Source organism: Brevibacillus sp. Leaf182 (assembly GCF_001423865.2).
Lineage (GTDB): Bacteria > Bacillota > Bacilli > Brevibacillales > Brevibacillaceae > Brevibacillus > Brevibacillus brevis_C.
The window spans coordinates 150,127-164,182 of record NZ_LMPN02000018.1; the positions used below are offsets into that span (position 1 = coordinate 150,127).

Sequence of the window (14,056 nt, forward strand, 5' to 3'; positions counted from 1 at the left end):
AGCAAAAGGTTACAAAAAATGCAAAATAAAAAAGACTGTTGAATCAATCATCAACAGTCTTTCAGCATGTAGCCTTATTCTATGAAATACATTTTGCCGTCCACTTCAAGAGAAATAGCGGATTGCGTCATGTCCTTCTTCAATTGCTTGGCGTAGGCTACGACTTCATCCAGTGCCTTGTTGTCGAGTTTTTCGGCAAAGCTGTAAACGATCGTGACTTTTTCCTTGATCAGCTTCTTGTCATCGTCCACCCACGCCCCCGTTCCACTAATGGCAGTTGCTCCACCAAATAGATTTGAAAATTCAGTCAACGATTGATCTACGTATTTTGCATGAATCTCATCTGTAACCGGCGTGCTTCCATTCATTGTGGACGGCACATAGATTTTGACCACGTGACCCAGATGGAATTGGCTTTGCAAGGCGCTTTCGGTATTTTTCGGGGCTCCCTCTGTAGTTGTTGCTGCATTCGTAGTCGTTACGGCATTCGTTGAGGCAAAAGCTTGTGACGGATTTGTTGTGGATTGCAGGGAAAGTACAAGAAGTGCGGCCATACAGATACTGATCATACTCGAAACAATTTTTTTCATACGTTTTTCCATCCCTTCTTCAAATTGGATATAAAAACCAACTCCCATTGTAATTTAGCGCAACTATGAAAGGAATCCATCAATAGACATGGGCCTGCTCATCGGGATTAGTAAGGTAGCCCTACACAAGTCGTTCCTCTTGCAAGTAGGTCGCGTGATTGACTTCAATCGAGTAGGGAAAAAGGTGTTTATCCCCCTCACTCCGGGGACAGGATAATAGTAACTTCCCATGCTATGGTCCTCAAAGGAGTTGAAAGCACAATGTCTCGTCACTGGTATCGGCAGCTTCGTTATCCAATCATCGCTCTGGCTGTGACATTAACGCTACTTTGGACACATCATCACCATCGCCTGCCCGCTTCGTACGCTGTTGCGACGCGGACACATACCGTTACGATTTCTAGCGCTGGCTTTTTGCCCAATCAATTGACTGCACACGAAGGAGAGCGAGTCTCGTTGATGATCGTCAACACCGATACGCGCCCTCACAATTTATCCATTCGTGATCTAAACCTTACATCCACAGAGCTGAAGCCGACCCAATCGACATTTTTACAGTTTTCAGCAGCCAAACGCGGTCGGTATCATTTCGTATCAGACGCACCTGGCTATCCAGAAACAGGCTTCCAAGGCATGCTCGTCATTGACTAGCTTGCACTTCTTCATCTGGTGAGATTTGCTTCCACCGTCCGAATTTTATCATGAGCAGAGGAATGATCCCGATCGTGGTGATGATTCCAAAAAACAAATAAATGGCTAGCACCGAAAACGAATCTTTGATCCACCCTGCTACCAAATTGCAAAACATTGCACCAAGCCCGCCTCCCACTGAAAAGAAGATGGCCAACGCCGTCACCTGAAGGGATGCGGGCGTATTTTCGCGCACAAATTGGGCTGCTGTTGCCAAATAAAAGCCTACTGAGACCCCCTGCACAAAGAACATGGCAATTACCGCAGTGGTACTCGGAGCAGAGCTATACCAGAACCAGCGCATCGCGCAAAAAATCGCCGACAACAACAACGTCAGCTCCAGTCCCCACCTGCGGACAATATAACCCGCTAGCTTCATAAAAGGAGCCTCGCTGCCTGCAAACAACAAGAAGGCAAGGCCGATTCCGGCAACGGTCCCTCCGATATTCTGATAAAACAGGGAAAACCAAATATTATTGGCGTTTACAGAGCCCATCATGCAGAACGATGAAATCAAAAACAGCGCAAATCGCGGAATCCGCGCCAAATCCCTGATCCCTGCAAGCATACTGACACGAAACCGCGAAGCCTCTGTCACCTCTTCCGGAACCTTCTGAAGAAACAGAATGGCAATCAGAAACGCCAAGCAAAACGAGTAAAAAAGTACATGTGGCCCCCACTGCTCGACGAGAAGACCTGTGATGAATGCCGCTAGTGCAAAGCCGATCGCTCCCCACAAGCGAATATCGCCGAACTGCATGCCATGCCCCTTGGCATAACCAAGAGCCAAGCTATCTGAGATGGGAACGACGGCACTTTGAAAAAATGAAAGGAGTATGTAGAGCAAAAATACGTAAACAAAGGTGGAGACACCCGTAAAGAGAAGTCCGACTAAGCCGGTGACGATCAATGTCAGAATCAGCACAGTTTTGCGAATTTGATAACGATCACAAATCATACCCCACATCGGCTGCGCCACAATGGAAACAATCGGCGCAACTGCACTGATGAGACCGATTTGAGTCCCCGTTAAATGAATGGATTCGTAATATTGCGTAATGAGCGGGGCAAAAGCACCAAACCCGTAGTAAATAAAAAGATAAAGGGCGCAAAGACTTACGTATCTGCCTTTTGCGCCCCCCAGCCCTAAACCGGAAAGTGATTCTGGCATAGTACTCTCCTATTTTTGAGGTTCATTAACCGTGTAAGAAAACATAACGCAGAGCATGCCTTCCTTATTTATTTTACCGTTGGCAATATTTTCGCCATGTTGACGGTGCGTTTTTTCTCCCATGTAGCCGGGTTGAACTCATCGAACTGCTCCAGGAAGGAAATAACTTCCTTCGTCAATGGTGTCGGCGTCGAAGCACCAGAAGTAACCGCCACATTTTTCTTTCCTCGCAGCCATTCAATGTCCAGCTCAGACAAATCAGCGATTCGATACGATGGTACATTCGCGATTTCTTCTGAGACTTGCGCCAAACGATTGGAGTTGTTGCTACGCGGATCGCCTACGACGAGGCACAAATCTGCCTCTCCAACTTGCTCCGCTACAGCTTCCTGACGAACCTGTGTAGCGAGACAAATTTCATTATGCACTTCCACGCCTGGAAAACGCTGAAGAATGGCGTCCATCAGATGTTTGACATCCCATTGGCTCATGGTCGTCTGGTTCGTTACGATCAGCTTGTCTGTCGGCAGATCGAGCGCGTCCAGCTCCTCCAGCTTTTGAACCAGATGCACGTGATCCGGCGCGATCCCCATCGCACCCTCTGGCTCTGGATGTCCTTTTTTGCCGATGTAGAGCACATGGTAGCCTTCTGCGACTTTTTCACGGATCAAATCATGTGTCTTTGTTACATCCGGGCAAGTCGCATCGACGACGGTCAAGCCTTTATCGCGCGCTTTTTTGCGCACCTCAGGAGACACGCCATGGGCAGTGAAGATTACCGTTCCTTCGTGGACCTGATCCAAAAGAGCCAGTCGATCCTCTCCATCCAATGTTTTTATCCCTTGTTTTTCAAACGCCTCGACGACGTGAGCATTGTGTACGATCATGCCCAAGATATGAATTGGGCGGGGCAAGTCAAAGTTTTGCGCTGTTCGCAGTGCCAACACCATGGCATCCACTACACCGTAACAATATCCACGGGGGGAAATCTTGATGACTTCCATCTTTACCCCTCCTACTTTTTATAATGCGTGAGCAAAAGACATTTCACCCCGTATTATACCTTATTTGTCTCCTGCACGCTTCTGTTCGTAAACCTTCAGATTATTGTAGACAACTTTTAAAAGGGGAGTAGACAAGCCTTTTTGTTCCGCTCTCTCCAAAAGATAGCCTTGAAGATGATCCGCTTCCACCGGAAGACCTTTTTCCATATCACGCAGCATCGAAGATTTCGTTTGAGGACGCTGATTTTGGAAAGTCTCCATCTGCTTGTCGACGATATCCGGCTTGATTGGCGCCTCCAAGGCGATCATGACAGATGCGATTTCTTCTGCGAGCTGACGTGTCAGCTCTACGCCCCAAGCCGAATCCCGGATTGGACCAACAGCGGAATTCATCAGCGTGGTAATACCGGAAAACGTCGCAATAAACAAGTATTTGTGCCAGGCTTCCCGTTGAATATTTGCACTTGCACGCATCGTTCCCTTTATCTTGGAAAAGGCTTGCTCGATTCGCTCTACTCGCTCGCTTTTTCCGCCATCCCACTCACCGAAAACGGTATCATGGATCGGACTTGTCTGCACGACATCTCCGTCAGCATTCAGCGTCGTCTCAATGAAACAAAGACCTCCGAGCACGCGCTCCCGACCAAACCGATCCCACAGCAATTCCATATGTGCAATTCCGTTCAACAGCGGAATGACGACCGTGTTCTCGCCTACGTACGGAACGATGGCATCGACGCTATCTTCCAGCGTGTAAGCTTTGTTGGACAAAAGCACAGCATCAAAAGGTCCTGCTTCCTCCCCTGCTTGAATCAGTTGCGGCTGTTCCAAAAGCAAATCCCCATGAATGCTCTGTATGCGCAAGCCTCGCTCCTGCAACTGTTTGTATCTACGTGCGCGCACAAGAAACGTTACATCTACCCCCGATTCAACCAGCCTGCCACCAAAATAACCGCCAATGCCCCCCGCTCCCAGTACGAGAACCTTCATCTATACCGCCTCCGCGTTTATAAGTCATGGTTTGTCTTCATTTTATTAAAAAGTAACCATTTTCTAAACCCCACAATATAATGTTAGAAATTCTAACATTCAACGTAAGAAAACCTCTTGACGAACAATAATAATTGTCGATATAATTCGGAATATAGAAATCAAGTAAAAACCGAACGTTGATAATGAATTCATAACTTTAATTCGTGAATGGAGTGAATCATGTTGGATATGAAAACAGTCTTGTCCACAATTGACGCAGAAAAAGTGGAATATGTCGATTTTCGCATCGTTGACCTCCTCGGCCGCCAACACCATGTCACAGTTCCTGCCTACGCGGTAGATGAAGGAACATTCCGGAATGGCGTTGCATTTGACGGCTCCAGTCTAATCGGGTACAAGTCCATTGAAGAAAGCGACATGGTAGCTATGCCCGATCCGGCAACTGCCTTCATCGATCCATTCGTAGAAGCCAAAACCATGAATATCATCTGCAACATCGTCAATCCAGACAACACCGTCTATACACGCGACCCCCGCGGCATTGCCCTCAAGGCCGAAGCCTATTTGCAACAATCCGGCCTCGCTACCGCTGCATACTTTGGTCCAGAATCCGAGTTCTTCCTCTTTGACAGCGTGCGCTATGCCTCCGGTCCGTCTGGCTCCTTCTTCCACATCGATTCAGAAGAAGCTTTCTGGAACACAGGAAAAGAAGGACAAAACCTCGGCTACAAAGTACGCAACAAGGGCGGATACTTCCCTGTTCAACCAACCGACTCCCAAATGGATATCCGCAATGAAATGTGCACGTTGATGACGAAATGCGGCATGCATGTAGAGCGTCATCACCATGAGGTGGCGACAGCCGGTCAAGGTGAGATTAATTTCCGCTTCGATACACTGACTCGTACAGCAGACAATTTATTGCTGTTCAAATACATCGTGCGCAATGTAGCTGCCAAACACGGCAAAACGGCTACCTTCATGCCAAAACCAATCGTTGGAGACAACGGATCTGGCATGCACGTTCACCAAAGCTTGTTTAACGGCGATACCCCGTTGTTCTATGAGCAAGGTGGTTACGCAAATCTAAGTGAAACTGCGCTGCACTACATTGGCGGTATTTTGCAACACGCCCCTGCACTGATCGCCTTGACGAACCCAAGCACCAACTCGTTCAAGCGTCTGGTTCCCGGCTACGAAGCACCCGTGAATTTGGTCTTCTCCAAAGGCAATCGCTCTGCTGCCGTTCGGATTCCGATTGCTGCCGTTACCCCAAAAGCGTCCCGCATTGAGTTCCGCACCCCGGACTCTACTGCTAACCCGTACTTGGCTTTTGCTGCCATGCTGATGGCTGGCCTCGATGGCATCAAGCGCAAGCTCGACCCGCGTGAACTCGGCTTCGGCCCAATGGATAAAAACATCTACGACTTGTCCGATGCGGAAAAACATGAAATCAAGAGCGCTCCCGCCTCTCTCGCAGAAGCACTTGTCGCACTTGAACAAGACCATGACTTCTTGCTCGAAGGGGATGTCTTCACAAAAGAAGTAATTGAAGGCTGGATTGCACAAAAACGCGGTGAGATCGAGCAAGTTGAGCGGACTGTGAATCCGAAAGAATATGAGCTGTATTACGACCTATAAGCAAAGAAACAGCCCTTCTCTGATGAGTAGGGCTTTCACTTGCTCCCGAATAAAATGCTGTTTCCATTCACAAATTAAAATTGTACTGCGAAAAAAACAGATGATCGGATGAACATTTACAATGGTGAATCGAACGATATCTCGCTTGCTCATTTGTTTTGCTGCAATCCTTCTCCTAACCGTAAGCTTTCCTGTAGAAATCAAAATCGGTCAAAAAACCGTTTACGCCGAGCATTCGTTACCAATCATAAGCGACCAAGGGATTATTACGATTGAGGTTTATCCCAGAAAACACAAGTTAATTGTCAAAAAGCATGGAAAAACAATAAAAACTTATCCGGTCGCAGTTGGTAATCCTTCTACACCTACACCAGTTGGAGAATACAAAATCATATCCAAAGGAAAAGATTGGGGACCCTCATTCGGTCCACGATGGTTAGGTTTAAACGTCCCTTGGGGAATTTATGGCATCCACGGCACAAACAAGCCACACTCCATCGGACAGCATTTGAGCCATGGTTGTATCCGTATGCGAAACAACGATGTCATCGAACTGTTCAAGATGATTCCACTCGGAACAAAAGTAACGATTTATGGTCATGTATTGGGGGACCCGAGCCACGATCCTAGAGATTTAGCCGAAGGCGATGTTGGTGGAGATGTACAGCTCATCCAATCTCGATTGAAGAGCGCTGGTTATTATCATGGGGTATGCGATGGCAAGTTTCGATCCTCGACTACTGCAGCTCTAAAGAAATTTCAACATGATCGAAAATTAATACCAAACGGTGTCGTGTCCAAGAAGGTATACGAAGAGCTGGGATTGCTGGAATAACGCCCAACAAGATTCGTGATCCACTACATGAACCTTCTAAACATGCTTCCTATCCCATTTGTTCCTTGGAACGTTCTGAACACCTCGTTTGCTATGCGTACACCATTTAAAATGGTATCCATATCAAGGTTTAAATTGGAAACCCTTGGCGCTCGAGGCTCTTTTCTCGTCCTACGGCTTGTTTTTGCCCACTCTTGATAATACTGACCAAGGGATTCAGGATTTTTTTGCAACTTTCTGACCGAGACCTTATTCGACTTGAGCCAGTCAGAAAACTCAGGGGTAAAACCATGGATTTTTCTAGCCACTTTTCACCCTCCCCTCCATTCATAAATGAATAATGCAAAGGGATTGTATGTCCCTTTGCATTACTCTTTGCTAAACCCGTTTCCTAATCACAATCACATCCGACAATGACAAGCAAAACAAACAGAACCAGGATCAGAGCAAAGTCATCAAAGCCATTAAAGAAACCCATTCTGCCTCCTCCTTTCCTTAGACACAGTACTGTATGCGTTTCGCGGAAGTTTTGCCTGTACCATGACCTACTAAGCAAAAAGGACGCAAGCATTTGCCTGCGCCCTTTTTCATCCTATTGCAGTCCGATTTGCGATTTTACTTGCAGAATCCCGCCTCGGAAAGAAAAATTTGCATTTGCTCCAATCGTCCCTTCTCCCTCATACATGTAGACGATCGTGTGTCCTTCCTCTCCTGCTTTACCAACCTCAGCGAGCAGTTCGCCTTCCCCGCCCACTATTTTTTTTACTTCCTCAAAGCTCATCCCATTTTCAATCTGTTCAAATTCACTCTTCGTGATCGTCGCTTTTTCTGTCGCCGCAGGAGCAGTCGCTTCAGGTGTTGATGTAGCTGGGGTAGTTGCTGCTGGTGTTGCTGGCGCGGTTGCCTCAGGTGTTGGAGCCTTGCCAGTTGGCGTTGTTGGCACAGGTGCTGGCGTATCCGTTGATTGCCCAGAGCTACATCCAGCCAACATTATAACGAGAGCCACTATGAAAAAAGCCATTTTTTTCAAGGGAAATACCTCCTCTATTGAAGTGAATCTCTCCTACCATAATCCAAAATATGACTGCCAACAAGAATAACAACCTGACAATTCTCGACAAAGATGTATGATAACTCGGGCAGAAGAATGCAAAAAGAGCCTCATACAAGGCTCCCTTTGCGTTGCAATTACTCTTTTACATAAAGCTGATACATCTCAGTTTCTTCATCCGTTGCTTTTGCGATTCGAAAAGCTTCTTCCACGCTTTTCTTGTTTTGAATTACCTCGTAGAAAAAGCGCAGTGCGAACATCAACGCAGAATTTCCATCCGGGTAATCATCTGGCCCGATATACGTGTGGCAACCACTGTCCAGAAAGGCCTTCGCTAATTCGGGATCACCAAGCGAGCATCCGTTACCTAACACGATTTTTCCATCCAGCTTGGCAAACCGTCTAACCTCGTCAGGACCAAAATCACCCTTTGGTTCTCCTTCCTCGTAAACGTCCTCGCCCAGTTCTGGCATGATGAGGCTTCCCTCATCGCCATGGAAATTCAGAACAATCATGTCGGTATTTGGGTAAAGGTCGGTGCCATTCAATACATCAATTAAATCGCTTGGTCGACCAATCCAGTACGTAAAGACTCGGGCTCCAAAATACTCAAGTGTATTTCGGATTGCTTGGCTATCCAGGTCCGTATCCGGACCAACTACTAGGGCAACATTCATTTCAGGTTTACTCATCGTGATATTCCTCCATTTTGTTGTAAGTGGATTTTATTTGTGGGTAAACAAAACCATTTACATGGAGGGGGGCGGGCCAACTGGTGAATGGCAAGACGTTACTTCTTGGTCATCATGAATAGGTAAACTCCTCTTCAATTGGAATTTTTTAAAATTTAAAGCAGTATATCACTCAAAATCCGGAATGTAAAGCTTTTCCACCTCTCGTTTTGCAGTAATTACGCAAACCCTTTTTTGATTTTGGACTTCATGTCACGATACAGCTCTCCGTATGTAATCGCATGTTCGATATGCGAATAGGAAAGCACGGAATCGCCATCCTTGCTCTCACAGCACGCAAAGAACAAGCTTTCCATCAGATTGTGATTTTCGATGGAATTGGTAATATGGACGCAATCCTCAATCGAATCATGAGCGTCATGCTTGTACAAAAGAAATGTCCCTTCTTTGAACGCCCCTTTTTTGTTGGCATCTTTCCAAATGAGCATGCCCAAGGTAATAAAGTACCCTTCCTGGAAGCGGATGACGCCTGTAATGACAGAATTAATCGTGGTCGGAATGATCGCAATCGAGTCATTGAGCTGATTGACGTATTCATACAACGCTTTATTGGATTCTCGAAGATCAGCGATTGGTACATGAAGAAGCTGCTTGTCTCTTAATTTTTCTACGAGTTGCTGAACGCATAGCGTCTTATTCAAAGTTGAAATCACAACCTCATCACTTCTCCCATTGTAAGTAAGTGCCTTCTTTACGTTATTCGTGATGAATGGACATATCCCTACAAAATTCGCACAAATCTTCTTACCTTTTCAGCGAGAATCAAATCCCTCGCTTACCTAAGACGCCAAAAAAGCCCTTCACGCCTTTATGTGGCGAGAAGGGCTTTTTGGCGCAAATTTACGCCTTTCCTTTTAAATAATCATCTTTTAGCTTTTTTTCCTGCTCGACGGTAGTCATATCTTTCTCCAAAACTTGATACAACAGTTCATCCTTCACGTGGCGAGAGATTCCTTTTTCCTGATGATTCGGGACAGATGAACTCACGACAGAGTCTTGTTCCATACTGCGTACCTCCATGGCTTTTTGGGGTTAGCTTGCCCGAAAGCGGCCACCCCATTCACCACACTTGCTGAACACTGAGCATTTTTCGCAGCTCGTCGACCGAACGTGGAATATTTCCGCCAAGTTCCCGCTTCCACTGCTCAGGGAGTGCCTCCCACACATCAACGAGCAACGGCATACCCAGATGAAGACTCTCCAGCATCGTTCTATTTTCCAATGCCTCCTGCGGATCTCCCGCAAACACAAGCCTGCCTTCATCCATGATGCAAATCCACTCTGCCCATTCAAACGCAATATCCATATCATGTGTCGCCATCAAAACAGTCGTTCCTTGCCGATGAATGGCATCGAGCTCGCGTAGCAAATTTTTTGTCTGATAGCGATCCAGATACGCAGTAGGCTCGTCCAACAGCAATAGCTCGGGCTCCATGACCATGACCCCTGCGAGTGCGAGACGCCTTTTTTGTCCCAGGCTCAAATGATGAATCGGAGCTTCTGCCAGCTCTCTCAACCCGAATGCATCCAGCACCTTTTCTACCTTCTCCCGGATTACGTCCAGAGGCAGCTTTTGATTGCATAAACCGTAGGATATATCTTCCGCGACCGTGCTTGCGATTAGCTGATGCTCGGGATCTTGAAAGACCAAGCCTACCTTTTGCGTCATTTCTTGCAGGGCGGCTCGTTTGTAGACCAGCGGTTTCCCCCTCCACAGCACCTGTCCCTGCTGTGGCTCGATGATCCCGTTTCCATGCAAGAACAAGGTCGATTTCCCACAGCCATTTCGTCCCAAAAGGACACATTTCTTCCCCTCTGGAATCCATAAGGACAACCCAGACAGGACGGGTCCCCGCCCTCCCGGATACGTGTACTGCAAATCGATGAACTCCAACAACCGTGATGTCATAACCGCCAACCTCCTGTCCACCACTCAAGCAGTACCAGCAGCATACAGCCTGCGATTGACTCCCACTCATAGCGTCGCGAACGAGCGTGGGTATGAAACGCGAGCACCTGCATGCTCTCCCCGAAGCCTCTAGCCGCCATCCCTTTGTGCAAGGCTTCATATTTGCGCATCGCTCTGACAAACAATTGCGCAACGAGAACTCCTGCATCTCGAAGCGTCGCGCGGAAGCCGCGATGACCTCCACGAGAACGTTGGGCAATCCAGAGCTGGTGAGAAATCGTTATCAACACAAAAATAAACCGATACATGATCATTAATAAGTCAGTCACAATGACAGGCATACGAAGCCGGCGAAGCACCTGCAAGATTTCAGCAAACGGCACAGTAAACAAAATGAAGGCAAAGCAAGATAAGCTCGCCATGGTACGCCAAAATAAGATCCAAACTTTACTGAAGGAGGACATCGGTACATAGAGCACATACGAACCCAGTTCCCATACTGCCGCGACCTGGACCTGTACTTCACCTGCCCTCGCTCCTTCTACCAATAGGGCAGGGAGCCCCGCCATGAAAAACGAGAGCGACACGATCATAAAGGCACAGTAGATACGTACAGGAATACGGGCATACACCACTATCCATACCGACATCCAGACAACGACAGCCATCTGCATCCATACATGTCCCACCAGGACGAGCAGTAACAATGCACTCGCCAGCAATAGCTTATGTGCTGTAGGCAGACGTTTCAGCCTGTTTTGATAAGAGAGAGAATCAAGTTGGAGCCCGTTCATTTTTTCCGCTTATCCAACCGACCTTTGTACAAGCCCACAGCGTAGCCAACCACTCCCGCTCCCAACGCCGCCTGCACCGCAAACAATAGACTCTCCGTCTCTCCTCCTGGCGGTTCTATCAGCGGCTGGAACCACGGTTCGTAGTTCGGGGCAATTTCCTTGATCGCTTCCTCCGCCACGCCGTCTGCGCCGCCAAATTCCGAATCCTGCACCAGCAACAACGGGACAATCGCCAGTACGATTACCCCCAAGAGTAATAGCCAGTTCCATCCTTTTTTCACAGCGATTCCTCCCGTTTGAGCAAACGAAGCTGTGTAAGCTCTTTTGCGTTGTAAGATAACAACCAGTTCCAAACAAGAACGGTCAACAGACCTTCACTGATTGCGAGCGGTACTTGCGTGAATGCAAAAATTCCTGCAAATTTGGCAAACGAGGCCAACACTCCACCAGATTCAGCCGGGAATGCGAGCGCCAGTTGAATGGAAGTCACCACATACGTAGCGAGGTCAGCCAAAGCAGCCGCCGCAAAAACAGCCAGACGCTGGCTTCCGCCCACTTTCATGATCATCTGATAGATTCCGTATGCCACCAGTGGTCCTACTACAGCCATGGATACAGCATTTGCACCTAGCGTAGTCAAGCCTCCATGTGCCAAAAGCAAGGCTTGAAACAAGAGCACCATGCTCCCTAATACAGACATCGCAAAAGGCCCAAACATAATGGCGCCAAGGCCCGTTCCAGTCGGGTGAGAGCTGCTGCCTGTAACCGAAGGGATTTTCAGTGCAGATAAAACAAACGTAAACGCTCCAGCAACGCCAATAAGGAGCTTCATTTCGGGATGTTCTTTTACAATTTTGTTAATCGAGCGAATTCCAAGGATAAAAAACGGCAAGAAGACAGCCCACCAAAATAAGGCCCAGGATAATGGCAAATACCCCTCCATGATGTGCATTGCATGTCCTGTCTCTGGTTCATTGAGCAAAAAATACAGGACAAAGCCCGCGATCATCAGACCAGTAGATACCAGACGAGATCGATTCATGTTCATTCCTCCTTCACTGACTTTCGTTCTATTCCTACAAACAAAAAAATCCCATCCATCACTGGACGAGATGTGCACACAAAACAACAGACTGACTATACAGCCTCATTGCCCGTATTCACCGCTCCTTTCCGCGAAGGTTCTGTGGGTGTGGCTTATAGGTAGGTCTCCTGGCTTCCAGATCCATGCGCTCTTTGTCCTTCCCCATACGAAAATGAGTGGTTTCCTTCTCAAAGAGAGCTCCCTGGTTACAGTGGCGGGACCGCTCGGGACTTTCACCCGATTCCCTGTTACCCTTTATGCTTCACATAAAGGCACCTAACGCCGACAATATACAATTGACAGATAATTCATGTTTGTCCCACATCATTATACCGGATCACTACATAAATCGGAAGAATATAAGCGAAAACGCATAAGCCGATGACCCACTACAAACGGAGCCATCGACCTATGCGCACTTGTTCTCTCTATTCTTTTGCGTCTACGCCAATTACTTCACTAATATGTTTAAAACCATCCCGCTGCATGAGCTTGAGCAGCTTTTTGTTGATTTGCTTGGCAATACCTGGGCCCTGATAAATCATCCCTGTATACACCTGAATGAGACTGGCTCCTGCTCGGATTTTCGCGTAGGCATCTTCGCCGTTATAAATGCCCCCGACACCGATGATTGGTACCTTGTCTCCTACTTCTTGATAAATCTCCTTCACCCAAGCAGTGGAACGCTCCGTAAGAGGCCTTCCGCTCAAGCCGCCTGCTTCCTCGGCAAATCGATGTCCGGAAACCGCCTCGCGTGACAAGGTCGTATTGGTAGCGATAATTCCGGAAATGCCTTCTTCAACAGCAGCGTGAACAACATCACGCATGTGCTCATCCGACATGTCTGGTGCTACTTTCAGCAATATCGGTTTTTTCTTGATGGAACGTGCTTCCATTTCGGATGCCTTTTCCCTTACTGCACGCACCAAATGACGCAAGCTCTCTGTTTCCTGCAAGTCACGCAGATTCGGGGTATTCGGAGAGCTGATGTTAATGACGAAGTAGTGACCGTATGCATAGAGCATGTCCATACATTTGCTATAGTCGATGGCCGCCTCTTCATTCGGCGTTACTTTGTTTTTTCCGATGTTAATCCCAATCGGAACATCTGAGTATGCGTAATCGACCAAATGCTGGGAGGCCAAATACGCACCGTGATTGTTGAAGCCCATCCGGTTAATGACAGCTTGATGTTCCGGCAATCGGAACAAACGCGGCTTCGGATTGCCTGGCTGCCCCTGCGGCGTCAACGTCCCGATTTCCACAAACCCAAAACCAAGAGCACCTAACGCATGATAGACTTCTGCATTTTTATCAAAACCGGCTGCAAGTCCGACTGGATTCGGAAACGTCATTCCCCACAGCTTATTCTCCAACCGCTGGTCTTTTACCTGATAGATCATCTTCAGGATGCTTTTGCCTGGAGCAGAATCCTCCACCAGCCTTAAGGCACCAATTGTCTTTTCATGAATCTCTTCCGCATCTTGCTGGAACAGATATTTTCTTATGAGCTGATACATCGGCTGCACTCCTTACTCCGTT

At 47.5% G+C, this 14,056-nt stretch carries 18 protein-coding genes and 1 riboswitch; of the genes, 3 read left to right on the forward strand and 15 right to left on the reverse strand.

Annotated elements, in window-relative coordinates:
• Positions 1–74 precede the first annotated feature (74 nt).
• The gene (locus tag ASG16_RS08495; RefSeq protein WP_241970720.1) at positions 75–590 is read right to left on the reverse strand and encodes a DUF3574 domain-containing protein; all 516 of its coding nucleotides are present in this window, start codon (positions 588–590) and stop codon (positions 75–77) included.
• A gap of 261 nt (positions 591–851) precedes the next feature.
• Between ASG16_RS08495 and ASG16_RS08500 the strand changes: the two genes are divergently transcribed.
• Complete coding sequence (locus tag ASG16_RS08500; protein ID WP_048034644.1) at positions 852–1,241, forward strand: cupredoxin domain-containing protein; 390 nt, start codon at positions 852–854, stop codon at positions 1,239–1,241.
• Here ASG16_RS08500 and ASG16_RS08505 read toward each other — a convergent pair.
• The 3 genes from ASG16_RS08505 to ASG16_RS08515 form a co-directional block, all read right to left on the reverse strand.
• Positions 1,231–2,451 carry an MFS transporter gene (locus ASG16_RS08505; protein WP_056492077.1) on the reverse strand — a complete coding sequence of 407 codons (1,221 nt, stop codon included), beginning with the start codon at positions 2,449–2,451 and terminating at the stop codon, positions 1,231–1,233. The two genes, ASG16_RS08500 and ASG16_RS08505, sit on opposite strands and share 11 nt — an antisense overlap.
• A gap of 68 nt (positions 2,452–2,519) precedes the next feature.
• Positions 2,520–3,455, reverse strand: a complete 936-nt coding sequence (locus ASG16_RS08510) for a 4-hydroxy-3-methylbut-2-enyl diphosphate reductase (protein WP_048034646.1) — start codon at positions 3,453–3,455, stop codon at positions 2,520–2,522.
• 60 nt (positions 3,456–3,515) lie between these two features.
• Positions 3,516–4,445: a ketopantoate reductase family protein gene (locus ASG16_RS08515; RefSeq protein WP_056492080.1), complete on the reverse strand. Its 930-nt coding sequence runs from the start codon at positions 4,443–4,445 to the stop codon at positions 3,516–3,518.
• A gap of 225 nt (positions 4,446–4,670) precedes the next feature.
• Between ASG16_RS08515 and glnA the strand changes: the two genes are divergently transcribed.
• Entirely contained in the window at positions 4,671–6,089 is a 1,419-nt protein-coding gene (gene glnA / locus ASG16_RS08520; protein WP_056492418.1) for a type I glutamate--ammonia ligase, read from the forward strand.
• Between the two features lie 121 nt (positions 6,090–6,210).
• The gene (locus ASG16_RS08525; RefSeq protein ID WP_056492083.1) at positions 6,211–6,924 is read left to right on the forward strand and encodes a L,D-transpeptidase family protein; all 714 of its coding nucleotides are present in this window, start codon (positions 6,211–6,213) and stop codon (positions 6,922–6,924) included.
• Between the two features lie 23 nt (positions 6,925–6,947).
• Here the strand turns inward: ASG16_RS08525 and ASG16_RS08530 are convergent, their stop codons facing one another.
• The 11 genes from ASG16_RS08530 to ASG16_RS08575 form a co-directional block, all read right to left on the reverse strand.
• On the reverse strand, positions 6,948–7,232 hold the full coding sequence (locus ASG16_RS08530; protein ID WP_056492086.1) for a hypothetical protein: 285 nt from the start codon (positions 7,230–7,232) through the stop codon (positions 6,948–6,950).
• An 83-nt stretch (positions 7,233–7,315) separates the two neighbouring features.
• Complete coding sequence (gene yjcZ / locus ASG16_RS31610) at positions 7,316–7,495, reverse strand: sporulation protein YjcZ (RefSeq protein WP_082195998.1); 180 nt, start codon at positions 7,493–7,495, stop codon at positions 7,316–7,318.
• 21 nt (positions 7,496–7,516) lie between these two features.
• On the reverse strand, positions 7,517–7,945 hold the full coding sequence (locus tag ASG16_RS08540; protein ID WP_241970723.1) for a hypothetical protein: 429 nt from the start codon (positions 7,943–7,945) through the stop codon (positions 7,517–7,519).
• A gap of 167 nt (positions 7,946–8,112) precedes the next feature.
• Complete coding sequence (locus ASG16_RS08545) at positions 8,113–8,667, reverse strand: hypothetical protein (RefSeq protein WP_048034650.1); 555 nt, start codon at positions 8,665–8,667, stop codon at positions 8,113–8,115.
• 218 nt (positions 8,668–8,885) lie between these two features.
• Complete coding sequence (locus ASG16_RS08550) at positions 8,886–9,380, reverse strand: hypothetical protein (protein WP_048034651.1); 495 nt, start codon at positions 9,378–9,380, stop codon at positions 8,886–8,888.
• A gap of 187 nt (positions 9,381–9,567) precedes the next feature.
• On the reverse strand, positions 9,568–9,732 hold the full coding sequence (locus tag ASG16_RS30850; RefSeq protein ID WP_198674198.1) for a hypothetical protein: 165 nt from the start codon (positions 9,730–9,732) through the stop codon (positions 9,568–9,570).
• A 55-nt stretch (positions 9,733–9,787) separates the two neighbouring features.
• Positions 9,788–10,636 (reverse strand): energy-coupling factor ABC transporter ATP-binding protein, encoded by an 849-nt coding sequence (locus ASG16_RS08555; protein WP_056492091.1) that lies wholly within the window; start codon positions 10,634–10,636, stop codon positions 9,788–9,790.
• Complete coding sequence (gene cbiQ / locus ASG16_RS08560; protein ID WP_056492095.1) at positions 10,633–11,430, reverse strand: cobalt ECF transporter T component CbiQ; 798 nt, start codon at positions 11,428–11,430, stop codon at positions 10,633–10,635. The genes ASG16_RS08555 and cbiQ overlap by 4 nt, the downstream gene beginning before the upstream one ends.
• On the reverse strand, positions 11,427–11,711 hold the full coding sequence (locus ASG16_RS08565) for an energy-coupling factor ABC transporter substrate-binding protein (RefSeq protein ID WP_007718520.1): 285 nt from the start codon (positions 11,709–11,711) through the stop codon (positions 11,427–11,429). The genes cbiQ and ASG16_RS08565 overlap by 4 nt, the downstream gene beginning before the upstream one ends.
• Positions 11,708–12,472, reverse strand: coding sequence for an energy-coupling factor ABC transporter permease (locus tag ASG16_RS08570; RefSeq protein ID WP_056492098.1), 765 nt, complete (start codon positions 12,470–12,472; stop codon positions 11,708–11,710). The genes ASG16_RS08565 and ASG16_RS08570 overlap by 4 nt, the downstream gene beginning before the upstream one ends.
• Positions 12,473–12,615: 143 nt before the next feature.
• Positions 12,616–12,809, reverse strand: a riboswitch (cobalamin riboswitch).
• 133 nt (positions 12,810–12,942) lie between these two features.
• On the reverse strand, positions 12,943–14,034 hold the full coding sequence (locus tag ASG16_RS08575; RefSeq protein ID WP_048034656.1) for a quinone-dependent dihydroorotate dehydrogenase: 1,092 nt from the start codon (positions 14,032–14,034) through the stop codon (positions 12,943–12,945).
• Positions 14,035–14,056: the final 22 nt, after the last annotated feature.

What these genes read in the sequence shown, in the direction of transcription:
- ASG16_RS08495 (WP_241970720.1), bottom strand. Translation starts at nt 590, where the DNA reads ATGAAAAAAATTGTTTCGAGTATGATCAGTATCTGTATGGCCGCACTT.
- ASG16_RS08500 (WP_048034644.1), top strand. Translation starts at nt 852, where the DNA reads ATGTCTCGTCACTGGTATCGGCAGCTTCGTTATCCAATCATCGCTCTG.
- ASG16_RS08505 (WP_056492077.1), bottom strand. Translation starts at nt 2,451, where the DNA reads ATGCCAGAATCACTTTCCGGTTTAGGGCTGGGGGGCGCAAAAGGCAGA.
- ASG16_RS08510 (WP_048034646.1), bottom strand. Translation starts at nt 3,455, where the DNA reads ATGGAAGTCATCAAGATTTCCCCCCGTGGATATTGTTACGGTGTAGTG.
- ASG16_RS08515 (WP_056492080.1), bottom strand. Translation starts at nt 4,445, where the DNA reads ATGAAGGTTCTCGTACTGGGAGCGGGGGGCATTGGCGGTTATTTTGGT.
- ASG16_RS08525 (WP_056492083.1), top strand. Translation starts at nt 6,211, where the DNA reads ATGGTGAATCGAACGATATCTCGCTTGCTCATTTGTTTTGCTGCAATC.
- yjcZ (WP_082195998.1), bottom strand. Translation starts at nt 7,495, where the DNA reads ATGCTTGCGTCCTTTTTGCTTAGTAGGTCATGGTACAGGCAAAACTTC.
- ASG16_RS08540 (WP_241970723.1), bottom strand. Translation starts at nt 7,945, where the DNA reads ATGGCTTTTTTCATAGTGGCTCTCGTTATAATGTTGGCTGGATGTAGC.
- ASG16_RS08545 (WP_048034650.1), bottom strand. Translation starts at nt 8,667, where the DNA reads ATGAGTAAACCTGAAATGAATGTTGCCCTAGTAGTTGGTCCGGATACG.
- ASG16_RS30850 (WP_198674198.1), bottom strand. Translation starts at nt 9,732, where the DNA reads ATGGAACAAGACTCTGTCGTGAGTTCATCTGTCCCGAATCATCAGGAA.
- ASG16_RS08555 (WP_056492091.1), bottom strand. Translation starts at nt 10,636, where the DNA reads ATGACATCACGGTTGTTGGAGTTCATCGATTTGCAGTACACGTATCCG.
- cbiQ (WP_056492095.1), bottom strand. Translation starts at nt 11,430, where the DNA reads ATGAACGGGCTCCAACTTGATTCTCTCTCTTATCAAAACAGGCTGAAA.
- ASG16_RS08570 (WP_056492098.1), bottom strand. Translation starts at nt 12,472, where the DNA reads ATGAATCGATCTCGTCTGGTATCTACTGGTCTGATGATCGCGGGCTTT.
- ASG16_RS08575 (WP_048034656.1), bottom strand. Translation starts at nt 14,034, where the DNA reads ATGTATCAGCTCATAAGAAAATATCTGTTCCAGCAAGATGCGGAAGAG.